Raw genomic sequence first — 11,616 nt, forward strand, 5'->3', positions numbered from 1 at the left:
CACCAGGTCGCCTACATCGACGGCTGGCGCGATCCCCAGACCCTGAACGTGCCGCCGCGTCCCGCCGGCGAGCCCGAAGGTCTGGTGCAGATCGAGTAGTCCTGCTTTTTCATCTTGTCATCCTGAGCGAGGGATGCCCTGCGGTTCGCCCGCAGGGCATCGCGAGTCGAAGGACCTCTATTCCCTCCGACACCTGCGGATGATGACAGGTTATCTAGGGCGCGATCTCGTGCCCGGCCTGCCTGAGCGCGGCCAGCGCCGCTTCCAGTGACTCCTCCGGCACCAGCACACAGTCGGTGTCGAAGGTGGAGACCACGAAGACCGGCACCCCTGCCTCGGCCAAGGGGCTGACGAACGCGCTCACTACCCCAGTCTCGCTGAAGGCGAAGGGGCCGTGCAATTTCAGAGTCGCGAAGCGTGCCGAGCGCTTCGCCCCCGCCGGCACCTGCTCTTCGGCGCACACGATAGAGAGCTCTTCCTGGGTGCGCGTGACCGAGAAGAACGCCCCGCGCGCGGCCCACTCCGGCACGCCTGCATCCGGCTCCAGCCGGCAGACCACGAAGCCGGTCCCGGCCACCGAGAACCGCAGCTTCTTCACTTTGCGCCTTTCGCGGCCGCCGCGTCCGCTTGCGCCAGCATCTGGTCCAGATCGCGCCGCGAGAAGTAGCGTCCCGCCGCGACCACGCCCGCGATCTTGTCCAGGTTGCCGATATCGTCCAGGGGATTGGCGTCGAGCAGGACCAGGTCGGCTTGCTTGCCGGCCTCCACCCGCCCCATCTCTCCCTCCTTGCCCAAGAAGCGGACGGGGCCGAGCGTGACCGCCTGCAGCGCCTGGAGAGGGGTCAGCCCGGCCTCCACCAGAAGCTGCAGCTCGCGGTGCAGGCTGACGCCGGAAGCGGCTCCCCCGGGCGGGTCCGTGCCCACCAGCCAGCTCGCCTCCGGCCGGCGGCGCAGCGCCTCCACCGCCGCCCGCGCCTCGGGCAGATCGTGGACGACGATGACGGGAGCCTCCGCCGCCGCCACGATGCGCGGCCCGGCTACCTCGCCGCGCTCGACCTCCCGCCTCAGCGCCTTCAGGGCGGGAAGCTCGCCCTCCGGGTCGAGCACTGCGGTCACGCCCTGGGCCAGCAGCCGCGGCAGGACCACGCTGCGGACGCGCTCGCCGTCGGCCCCGGCCATCCGGTGAAGGCTCATGTCCCACAGCCCGGGGATGAGGTACTTGCCCTCGCCGTTGACGATGGCGATCTCCGGGCTCTCCTGGATGAGGGCGCGCTTGGCGATGGCGGTGATCTTCCCCTTCTTGATCACCACCGCCAGGCGCGGCTGGATCGTGCCCGTGTCCACGTCCACGATGTTGACGTTGGTGATGACGATGATCTTCTGCGGAGAGCGGGCGTGCGCCGCCGGGAGCGCGCCCGCGCCCAGCAGCAGGATCAGGAGCATCCGGAGGGGGAAGGACTTGCGCACGCGCGTCTCCAGGCCGGTCTGGGGACTCTACTTTAGGTCGGGAGACTTACGCAATCTGCGCCAGGTAGGCCTGCTTCCGCTCCTCGGGCAGGAAGGAGGCCCGGAAAGAGTTGCGCGCCAGGGTGCGCAGTTCGTCGTCGCGGAAGCCGAAGGCCTCGTGGGCCAGCGCGTACTCGCGCGCCAGCGAGGTGCGGAACATGGCGGGATCGTCGGAGTTCAGCGTGACCAGCAGGCCCTGGTCGAAATAGGAGCGCAAGGGATGCTGCTCCAGCGCGCGACAGCAACCGGTGCGCAGGTTGGAAGTCGGGCAGAGTTCCAGCGGAACCTGCTGGCGGCGGAGGCGCGCCAGCAATTCGCGGTCGTGCCAGGCATTAAGGCCGTGGCCGATGCGCTCGGCGCCCAGCGCGTCCAGGGCGCCCAGCACCGACTCCGGCCCCGCGCTCTCGCCGGCGTGGGCGGTCAGGCGCAGTCCCGCCTCCCGCGCCCGCAGGTAGACCTCGCGGAAGATCTCGGGCGCCGCGCGCTGCTCATCGCCGCCGATGCCGATGCCTGCGACGTGGCGCTCGCGGTAGCGCAGGGCCTGGTCGAGCACGCGCTCCGCCGCCTGCGGCCCGAAGTGGCGCACCGCGTCGAAGATCCACAGCAGCGAGACCCCGAAGTCCTTCGCCCCGCGCGCCCGCCCGCGCTCCAGCCCTTCGAAGATGGGCGCGAAGTCCAGCCCGCGCCACTGCACCACGCCCACCGAGATGTAGACCTCGGCGTGGACCACGTTCTCCGCCTTCAGCCGCTCCATCAGCCGGTAGGTGATGAGTTCGTAGTCCTCGGGCGTGCGCAGGTAGTCGGTGACGGTCTTGAAGGCCATGAGGAAGCCGGCGAAGTCGGGATAGCGGTAGAGGGCCTCGACGTCGGCGGCGCGCAGGAGCCCGCCATGGCGCGCGCTCAGCTCCAGCAGCGTGGCCGGCTCCACCGCGCCTTCCAGGTGCAGGTGCAGCTCCGCCTTGGGCAAGGCGAGGATGAAGGCGCTGGGCGTCAGTTCGCTGGCGTCTTTCACCACGATCTGGCCGCTGCCTGCCATGCCCGACTACTGGCTCCTGACCACTGGCGCCCGGCCTTTCGCGAACTCGCTGCGGAAACGGCTGTAGGAGAAGTAGATCACCAGCCCGATGATCAGCCATGCGAAGAAGCGCGCCCAGGTGATGACCAGCAGCCCGCTCATCAGGGCCACGCACAGCACCACCGAGAGGATGGGAAACAGGGGCACGAAGGGCACCTTGAACCCGCGAGGGCGGTCGGGCTGAGTGCGCCGCAGCACCAGCACCCCCAGCGAGACCAGCACGAAGGCGAAGAGGGTCCCGATGTTGGAGAGGTCGGCGGCCTCGCCGATGTCCACGATGCCGGCGGGGATGCCCACCAGCGCGCCCGCGATCCAGGTGGACCAGTGCGGCGTCCGGAAGCGCTTGTGCAGGGTGGAGAACAGGCCCGGCAGCAGCCCGTCGCGCGACATGGCGAACCAGATGCGCGTCTGCCCGTACTGGAAGACCAGGAGCGAGGAGATCATCCCCATCAGCGCCCCGATCACGATCACCGCCTGCCACAGCGGCTTGGCCCCCAGGGTGTGCAGCGCGTAGGCCACGGGGGCGTCCTTGGCGGGGCTGACCCCGAAGGTGTCGTAGCGCATCATGCCCAGCAGCACCAGCGCCACGCCCACGTAGAGGATGGTGCAGATGATGAGCGAGGCGATGATGCCGAAGGGGATGTCCTTCTGGGGATGGCGCGACTCCTCCGCCGCCGTCGAGACGGAATCGAAGCCGATGTAGGTGAAGAAGATGATGGCGCCGCCCGACAGGATCCCGGGGAAGCCGCTGGGGGAGAAGGGGTGCCAGTTGGCGGGCCGCACCAGCATCCCGCCCACCACCAGGAAGACCAGGATGGCGCCCATCTTGATGGCGACCATCACGTTGTTGGCCTCGGCCGACTCGCGCACCCCGCGCACCAGCAGCACGGTCAGGATGAAGACGATCAGGAAGGCCGGAACATTGAAATACGAGCCGGTCCAGCCGCCGGAATAGACCGGCGAGGCCCATTTTTCCGGGATGTGCAGCCCGAAGGCGTCCAGTTGGGCGCTGACGTAGCCGCCGAAGCCCACCGCCACCGCCACGTTGGAGACGGCGTATTCCAGGATCAGGTCCCAGCCGATGATCCAGGCGATCAATTCGCCCAGGGTGGCGTAAGTGTAGGTGTAGGCGGAGCCGGCGATGGGGATCATGGAGGCCAGCTCGGCATAGCACAGCCCGGCGAAGCTGCAGGCCACCGCCACCAGGATGAAGGAGATGGCGATGGCGGGGCCGGCGGGCGGGCGCCCGTGCATGATGGTGCCCGCCAGCGAGTGGTGCTGGATGAGGTTGGTGAACAGGTCGGCGACCTGGGCATGCCAGATGGAGAGCGCGGAGTGCTCGCCCGCCGCCGCCGTGCCCGTGAGCACGAAGATGCCGGAACCGATGATGGCGCCGATGCCCAGCGCGGTCAGGCTCCACGGTCCCAGCGTCCTTCTCAGCCGGTGCTCGGATTCCTCCGAGTCCGCGATCAGCTTGTCGATGGACTTCTTGGCGAAGAGTTGGCTGGCCAGCTTGACCGCTCCTGTGGACGGGATCGACTCGCGGGCCCAGCACGGCCCTTCTCCGCCGCGCCGGATCCGCGTGAAACGTGAAACCTGAAGCTCGAAACGGTTCTAGGCGCGCTTCGTCTGGCCGCGCGCCATCTTCTTGACCTTGCGCTTGCGCGAGCCGCGGTCCCAGGTGCGCTTGGCCTGAGGTTTCTCCGCCTTGCGCTTCTTGCGCGCCGCGCGTTTCGCCTTCTTGCGCTCTTCCCGGCTCAGTGCCTTGGTGTTTGCCATAATCCTTAGTCAGTCCGCTCCTTCAGGATGATTGCCGCCGCGCGGGGCGCGGCGCTCTGCTTGAAACGTGAACCCTGAACCTCGCAACGTTCTTTCTAGTGCCAGCTGCCTCCGTGCAGGGCCTTCTTCTTGTCCTCGCGCAGGGCCTTGCCGGTGTGGATGGCGCAGCGCAGCACCGTGTCCTCGCCCGGCTTGATGCGGTCCTGGTAGCTGTGGTTCCAGAGCTCGTGCCCCTGCGCGTCCTTCAGCCACAGGTTGATCTGCGCTCCCGATTTCTCGGTGTAGTTCATGAAGGTGAGGGTGCCGGTGGCCAGGGCGTCGGCGTCCTTGGGATCGTCCACCGAGGTGAAGCCGTTCTTGCGCAGCTCTTCCTCGAAGAGCTGGGCGAAGCGGTAGCCGTCGGGATTGCCGCCGAACTTGTCGTCCACGAAGATCTTCTGCACCTTGGCCAGGCCGCTGTAATCCCGTTTCTGCGCCCACACGAGCGCCGCCGCGCCCAGCAGCGCCAGCAGCATGGCCGTCATCGCGATGCGTTTCATCCCCTTCTCCCCCGGGAGGTTCACGCTTTCTCCAACTGCGCAAACTTCTCCACCAGCTTCTTCAGACCGAAACGTGGGAATTGTACCGTAATCTTGGCGTCTTCACCCTCCCCTTCGCGCTTGTAGACCGTCCCTTCGCCGTACTTGGGATGGCGGACCTTCTGCCCGGGGCGGAAGCCGCGCCCGCCGGTGGGCTCCGGGAGCTCCAGTTTCGGCCGGGTGAATTTCTTGCCGCGCGAGGCGAAAAATTCCGCGATGTTGTCGATGGAGTTGTAGGTCGGCGCCGTCCAGGCGGTGCGCCGGTTCCCGCCCCGCCGCGCCGGCTGCGCTTCCACGTCCTCCCGCTCCTGAGAATATTCGTAGTCGTAGCGCCGGCCGGATGGCCGCTCGCTGCGGCCGTGGCCGTGTGGCACAGCCGACTCGGCTGCGCGGCCTGTGCGCCCGCCGGGCGAGCCCAGGTCCTCCAGCAGCTTCTCCGGCACCTCCTCCAGGAACATGGAAGGGACGCTGGCCTCGGGCATGTCGGTGCCGTAGCGTCGGCGATAGCGCGCGCGGGTGAGTACCAGCGTGTTCATGGCGCGGGTCATGCCCACGTAGCAGAGCCGCCGCTCCTCCTCCAGGCCGTCGGGATCGAGCAGGGTGCGCGAGTGCGGGAACAGGCCCTCCTCCAGCCCCACCAGGAAGACCAGGGGGAACTCCAGCCCTTTGGCGGAGTGCAGGGTCATGAGCGAGATCTGGGCGCGGGCGTCGTAGTCATCGGCCTCGCTGACCAGGGCGGCGTGATCGAGGAAGTCGCCCAGCGACTCGCCGCGGTCGCGCGAGTCCATGGCCGCGTTCACCAGTTCGCGCAGGTTCTCGATGCGCGCCAGCGCGTCGGGCGTGTCCTCCTCCTCCAGTTGCCGGATGTAGCCGGTGCGGTCGAGCAGGAACTTGAGCAGTTCCGCGGTGGAGGCCGGGCGCTGGTACTCCTCCGGGGTGAGGCGATCGGCGGGCTCGCCTTCGCTGCGCTCCTCGCTCTCCCCCAGCCATTGGAGATAGGTGCCTGCGAGCATGGCGCGCGCGCCGGCAATCAGGTCGCGGAAGCCCGAGAGCGCGGCCAGGGCGCGCGCCGGCAGGAGCTTCTGCTCCAGGGCCGCGCCCACCGCCGCCCACAGCGACTGCCCGGTCTCGAGCGAGAGCCGCTCCAAGGTCTCGACCGTGGCCTTGCCGATGCCGCGCGCGGGCGTGTTGATCACCCGCAAGAGCGCGATGGTGTCGTCCACGTTCTGCACCAGCTTGAGGTAGCTGATCATGTCCTTGATCTCGGCGCGCTCGTAGAAGCTGAAGCCGCCGACCACGTGGTACTTCAGCCCGTAGCGGCGCATGGCTTCCTCGAAGAGCCGCGACTGCGAGTTGGTGCGGTAGAGGACGGCAGCGCGCGGCTGCCCGTCGCCCTGCTCGGCGGCCTCCTGCAAGTAGCGGGTGATCGAGTCGGCGACGAACAGCGCCTCGTTCTCGCCGTCCAGGGCCTCGTAGTAGCCGATGCGGGCGCCGCCCTGCCGCGCCGTCCACAGCGTTTTGCCCTTGCGCTTGACGTTGTTGGCTACCACCGCCGAGGCCGCTTCCAGGATGGTCTGGGTGGAGCGGTAGTTCTGCTCCAGGCGGATGACCTGCGCCTCGGGGAAGTCGCGCTCGAACTCCAGGATGTTGCGGATGTCGGCGCCCCGCCAGGAGTAGATGCTCTGGTCCTCGTCGCCCACCACGCAGACATTGTGGCGCTGGCCCGCGAGCAGCCGCATCAGTTCGTACTGCGGGCGGTTGGTGTCCTGGTACTCGTCGATGAGCAGGTAGTGGAAGCGCGTGGTGTAGTAGGAGCGGACCTCGGGGGCCTCGCGCAGCAGGCGCACCGCCTCCAGCAGCAGGTCGTCGAAGTCCATGGCGTTGGCCTTGCGCAGTTCCTGGCGGTAGACCTCGTAGATGTGGGCCACCCGCTCCATCTTGGGATCGCTGGAGTTGAGGTAGACCTCCTGGGGATCGAGCATGTGGTTCTTGGCCCAGGAGATGCGCGCCAGCGCCGCCCGCGGCGTGACCTGCTTCTCATCCAGGCCCAGCCGCCGGATGGCCGCCTTCACCACCATCTGCTGGTCGGATTCGTCGTAGATGGCGAAGTCCTTGCGGTAGCTGTGGGGCAGCGCCTCCACGTCGCGGCGCAGCACCCGCACGCAGAAAGAATGGAAGGTGGAGATGAGGGGGCGGCGCAGCGTGCCTCCAGCCAATTCTTCCACCCGCCCGGCCATCTCCTGCGCGGCTTTGTTCGTAAAGGTGACGGCCAGCACCGCGTCGGGCGAGACCCCGCAGTTCTCGATGAGGTGGGCGATGCGGTAGGTGATGACCCGGGTCTTGCCCGAACCGGCGCCCGCCAGGATCAGCAGCGGCCCCTCGGTGTGCTCCACCGCCTGGCGCTGCTGCGGGTTCAGTTGGTCGAGTAAGCTCTGCACTTCAATGACTCAATGGCCCGATGACTCGATGCCCCGGTCCTTGCGGCATTCCTCGCACGGGCACACGTCGCGCAGGAAGTCCCAGGAGTAGATGCCGTGCTGGTGGCCGTCATTCCAGGTGAAGCGGATGGCGTAGCGCCCCACGGGCTCGACCTGGGTGGGCCGGGCGGCCGGCTTGAACATGGGCAGCGCCCCCGGGGCGGTGGGCACGGGCTGGCCCGGCTGGCGCCCGCTCTTCCCACGCTCGTCCTCGCAGAGCGCGCAGGGACAGGCGTCGCGCAGGAACTGGAAGCTGTAGTGGCTCTTGTGGCCGTCCTTCCACTCGATGTCCACGCCCGTGCCGGCGGTCACGTTCACGTCCACGGACTGGGGATCGGCCGGGGCCAGCGGCGGGATTGCCATGGAAGCAGTATCGCACAGGCCCGAAGCCAACTTCCTCGCCGCGGATGCACGCGGATTCTCGCGGATCAGATCTGGGGACTTCGAGTTGCAGAAGAAGCTCACCACTAAGGGCACGAAGGGAGCACGAAGGGGCCCGATTTCCTTGGTGCCCTTTGTGTCAGCTCTTCCTTCGTGTACTTCGTGGTTGGCTTGTCAATCCGCGTTCATGCGCGTCGATCCGCGGCGGTGAAGTTCCGCGGGATTTGCCGGAATCGCTCCCGTCCTGTAAAATCAATACTTTGCCCGACCAGTTCTGATTCCCTCTGGAGTTGAAATGGCACGCGTTTGTGACATCTGCGGCAAGGGGCCGCAATTCGGCAACAACATCAGCCACGCCCACAACGTCACCAAGCGGCGCTGGAATGTGAACCTGCGCCCGGTCCGCGCCAAGGTCCACGGCGCGACCAAGCGCCTGCGCGTCTGCACCGCCTGTCTGCGCAGCGGCAAAGTGGCGAAGGCCTGAGTCCCCTTCCGGCGTTCGGTTGATAGGGACATTCCGAGCGAAGCGAGCAATCCCTACCTCAGGCAGAGCCTCCCACCCGGTCAGTCTGTCTGGAGCTTCGCTCGAGGTGCAAGAAACAGTCACGCCACTGCGATCACGTCGATCTCCACCAGCACGTCCTTGGGAAGGCCCGCTGCGGCCACGGTGGCGCGCGCCGGCGGCGCGCTCTTGAAGAACCGGGCATAGACCTCGTTCATGGCGGCGAAGTCCGCCATGTTCTTGAGGAAGACGGTGGTCTTCACCGCCTTCTCCAGACTGCTGCCGGCGGCGGCCAGCACTGCGGCCAGGTTCTTGAGCACACGCTCGGTCTGCGCGGCCACGTCGCCGGCCACCACCTGCCCAGTGGCCGGGTCCAGCGCCACCTGCCCCGACAGGAAGACGAATCCTCCCGCCTTGATGGCCTGTGAGTAGGGGCCGATGGCTTGGGGCGCGTCCTTGGTGGCGACCACTTCTCTCATGATTCCTCCGATAGCAAACACAGAATTTAACCACAGAGGACACAGAGGGCACAGAGGAAAGGCAAAGCAAGAAAAAGAGGCGTCTTCCTGAGCTCTTCCTCTGTGTCCTCTGTGGTCAGAGTTTCTGCACCCGTTGCACGTCGCGGATGCCGGGGACCTTGCGCAGGCCGCGGATGATGCGCTCCAGGTGCTTGAGGTCCTCGATGTCCACCACCAGGTCGATGGTGGCGTGCTGGTCGTGGGAGCGCGCCTCGATGTTGCGGATGTTGGTGTTGTCGTCGGAGACGATGGCGGTGAGCTGCTTGAGGATGCCGGCGCGGTCGTCGCTGAACACGGTCAGCTTCACCGGGTAGGTGGCGGGCTGGCCGGCGGCGTTCTTGGGCGGGCGCGTCCACTCCACCGCGATGCGCCGCTCCACGTCGTAGAGCAGGTTCAGCACGTTGGGACAACTGCGGGCGTGCACGGCCACGCCCTTGCCGCGGGTGACGTAGCCCACGATGTCCTCGCCGCGGATGGGATTGCAGCAGCGCGCGCGGTAGACCAGCAGGTCCTCCTGGCCGTGCACCTTGATGGCGCCGGCGCCCTCCGCCCCGAAGACCCGCCGCACCACGCTGGTGAAGGCGCCGGTCTTCTCGGCTTCCGGGGCCTCCTGGCCGGCGGTGGCGGGGGCCAGGCGCGCCAGCACCTGCCGGGCCGCGAACTTGCCGTAGCCGATGCCCGCCAGCAGGTCGTCGGCGCGCGCCAGCCCGTAGTCGGAGGCCGCCTGCTCGAACTCCTTCTCCCCGATCTCCTTGAGCGCGACCCGGTACTTGCGCGCCTCCTTCTCGATGAGCTTGCGCCCGATCTCGATGGCGCGCTCGCGCTGGTGCACGTTGAGCCAGTGCTTGATCTTGTTGCGCGCCCGCGAGCTGTGCACGAAGCCCAGCCAGTCGCGGCTGGGATTGTGTCCCGCCTGGGTGAGGATCTCCACGATGTCGCCGGAGCGCAGCTTGTGGCGCAGCGGCACCATGCGCCCGTTCACCCGCGCCCCCACGCAGGTGTGCCCCACCTCGGTGTGCACGGTGTAGGCGAAGTCCACCGGAGTGGCGTCCCGCGGCAGGATGATGACCTTGCCCTTGGGGGTGAAGGTGTAGACCTCTTCGGGATAGAGATCGATCTTCAGGGTGGAGAGGAACTCGTTGGGATCGGAGACCTCGCGCTGCCACTCCACCACCTGGCGCAGCCAGGCCAGGCGCTGCTCGTCCTTGCCGGTGACCGGCCCGTCTTTGTACTTCCAGTGGGCGGCGATGCCCTCCTCCGCCATCTTGTGCATCTCGGCGGTGCGGATCTGGACCTCGAAGGGGGTGCCGTTCTCGGCGATCACGGTGGTGTGCAGCGACTGGTAGAGGTTGGGGCGGGGCATGGCGATGAAGTCCTTGATGCGCCCCGGCACCGGCCGCCACAGGTTGTGGATGGCCCCCAGCGCGGCGTAGCAGTCCTGCACCGAGGGGGTGATGATGCGGATGGCCAGCAGATCGTAGACCTGGTCCACGGTGATGCGCTGCCGCTGCATCTTCTGCCACACGCTGTGCAGGCGCTTGATGCGGCTCTCCACCCGTCCTTCCACCCCGGCTTCCTTCAGCTTCTCGCGGATGACCTCCTCCACCTGCTCCAGGAACTGCTCGCCCTTCTTGCGCCGCGCCTCCACCTGCTTCTTCACCTGCTGGTAGCCGATGGGGTCCACGTACTCGAAGGCCAGGTCTTCCAGTTCGCCGCGCACCTTGCCCATGCCCAGGCGGTGGGCGATGGGCGCGTAGATCTCCAGGGTCTCGCGCGCGATCTGCTCGCGGCGCTCCGGGGGCAGGGGAGCGAGGGTGCGCATGTTGTGCAGGCGGTCGGCCAGCTTGATGAGCACCACACGGATGTCGTCCACCATGGCCAGCACCATCTTGCGGACGTTCTCCGCCTGGCGCTCCTCGCGGCTGGCGAAGTTCAGTTTGGAGATCTTGGTCACGCCCTCCACGATGTGTGCCACCTGCTCGCCGAACTCCCGCTCCACGTCCTCGATGGTCACCGAGGTGTCTTCCACCGAGTCGTGCAGCAGGCCGGCGGCGATGGCGATGGGATCGAGCTTCATCTCCGCCAGCACCAGCGCCACTTCCAAGGGATGCACCAGGTAGGGCTCGCCCGAGGCCCGCGATTGCCCCTTGTGGTGCTGCAGGGAGTAGTCGTAGGCCTTGCGGATGATCTCCAGGTCGTCGCTGGGGCGGTTGGCGCGCACCTTCTTCAGCAGGTCACGGAACTTGGTGACCGTGAGCACACTGGTAGCGACCTGGTGTCTTAGTGTCGCCATGCGCTCCTTAGGGTTGCGGACCGGGGCAGCGGGGACTGCGGGCCGCGGCTCGCCCTGCGGGTGCTCGCCATGGCTGATTATAGCCGAGCAGTACTCAGTACCTAGTACTCAGTACTCCGAGAACCCGGCGCCGCGCCTTCCTTCGTGCCCTTCGTGTGCCCCACTGTGGCCTCTGTGGTTCGCCTTTCTCCGAGTACTGGGTACCGCGTACTGAGTACTTGCCCCTGTCCCAAAGGCAGGGCATAATGCGCGGACTCCCCGAAGGGATCGCCACCGGAGGACCATCCATGTTCTGCATGAAGTGCGGCACCAACAATCCCGACGGCGGGGCCTACTGCATGAAGTGCGGCGCGCCCCTGGCGGGGCAGGCCGTGACCGCTGCCGGGGCCGCGGTGGCGGCGGCGCCCGCCGCCCTCGCCGGCGCCCGCCGCGTGGGCGTGCAGTTCGTGGTGCCGCGCTCCGGGGCTCCCTTGCCGCCGAACTGCGTCAAGTGCGGCCGCCCGACCC

General features: G+C 67.5%; 12 protein-coding genes. 2 read left to right on the forward strand and 10 right to left on the reverse strand.

The window, feature by feature from the left end:
* Window positions 1-214 precede the first annotated feature (214 nt).
* The 8 genes from VEG08_08455 to VEG08_08490 all read right to left on the reverse strand — a co-directional run bounded on the left by VEG08_08455 (window position 215) and on the right by VEG08_08490 (window position 7,778).
* Window positions 215-598: an ACT domain-containing protein gene (locus VEG08_08455; GenBank protein ID HXZ28014.1), complete on the reverse strand. Its 384-nt coding sequence runs from the start codon at window positions 596-598 to the stop codon at window positions 215-217.
* On the reverse strand, window positions 595-1,467 hold the full coding sequence (locus VEG08_08460) for an amidohydrolase family protein (protein HXZ28015.1): 873 nt from the start codon (window positions 1,465-1,467) through the stop codon (window positions 595-597). The genes VEG08_08455 and VEG08_08460 overlap by 4 nt, the downstream gene beginning before the upstream one ends.
* Before the next feature lie 46 nt (window positions 1,468-1,513).
* Window positions 1,514-2,542 carry an adenosine deaminase gene (add, locus tag VEG08_08465; GenBank protein ID HXZ28016.1) on the reverse strand — a complete coding sequence of 343 codons (1,029 nt, stop codon included), beginning with the start codon at window positions 2,540-2,542 and terminating at the stop codon, window positions 1,514-1,516.
* A gap of 6 nt (window positions 2,543-2,548) precedes the next feature.
* Window positions 2,549-4,159, reverse strand: coding sequence for an amino acid permease (locus tag VEG08_08470; protein ID HXZ28017.1), 1,611 nt, complete (start codon window positions 4,157-4,159; stop codon window positions 2,549-2,551).
* 36 nt (window positions 4,160-4,195) lie between these two features.
* The gene (locus VEG08_08475) at window positions 4,196-4,360 is read right to left on the reverse strand and encodes a hypothetical protein (GenBank protein HXZ28018.1); all 165 of its coding nucleotides are present in this window, start codon (window positions 4,358-4,360) and stop codon (window positions 4,196-4,198) included.
* Window positions 4,361-4,455: 95 nt separating this feature from the next.
* Complete coding sequence (locus tag VEG08_08480) at window positions 4,456-4,899, reverse strand: hypothetical protein (GenBank protein ID HXZ28019.1); 444 nt, start codon at window positions 4,897-4,899, stop codon at window positions 4,456-4,458.
* 20 nt (window positions 4,900-4,919) lie between these two features.
* Window positions 4,920-7,376, reverse strand: a complete 2,457-nt coding sequence (locus VEG08_08485; protein HXZ28020.1) for a UvrD-helicase domain-containing protein — start codon at window positions 7,374-7,376, stop codon at window positions 4,920-4,922.
* Between the two features lie 9 nt (window positions 7,377-7,385).
* Complete coding sequence (locus VEG08_08490; GenBank protein HXZ28021.1) at window positions 7,386-7,778, reverse strand: DUF971 domain-containing protein; 393 nt, start codon at window positions 7,776-7,778, stop codon at window positions 7,386-7,388.
* Between the two features lie 313 nt (window positions 7,779-8,091).
* On the opposite strand from VEG08_08490, the gene rpmB reads away from it, so the two are divergent.
* Complete coding sequence (rpmB, locus tag VEG08_08495) at window positions 8,092-8,280, forward strand: 50S ribosomal protein L28 (GenBank protein HXZ28022.1); 189 nt, start codon at window positions 8,092-8,094, stop codon at window positions 8,278-8,280.
* Window positions 8,281-8,399: 119 nt separating this feature from the next.
* On the opposite strand, the gene VEG08_08500 is transcribed toward rpmB, so the two are convergent.
* Both VEG08_08500 and VEG08_08505 read right to left on the reverse strand, forming a co-directional pair.
* Window positions 8,400-8,777 carry a RidA family protein gene (locus tag VEG08_08500; GenBank protein ID HXZ28023.1) on the reverse strand — a complete coding sequence of 126 codons (378 nt, stop codon included), beginning with the start codon at window positions 8,775-8,777 and terminating at the stop codon, window positions 8,400-8,402.
* A 115-nt stretch (window positions 8,778-8,892) separates the two neighbouring features.
* Complete coding sequence (locus VEG08_08505; protein HXZ28024.1) at window positions 8,893-11,109, reverse strand: bifunctional (p)ppGpp synthetase/guanosine-3',5'-bis(diphosphate) 3'-pyrophosphohydrolase; 2,217 nt, start codon at window positions 11,107-11,109, stop codon at window positions 8,893-8,895.
* Between the two features lie 287 nt (window positions 11,110-11,396).
* Here VEG08_08505 and VEG08_08510 point away from each other — a divergent pair.
* A partial coding sequence (locus tag VEG08_08510) for a zinc ribbon domain-containing protein (GenBank protein ID HXZ28025.1) occupies window positions 11,397-11,616 on the forward strand: 220 nt, incomplete at its 3' end.

Source organism: Terriglobales bacterium (assembly GCA_035624475.1).
GTDB lineage: Bacteria > Acidobacteriota > Terriglobia > Terriglobales > Acidobacteriaceae > DASPRL01.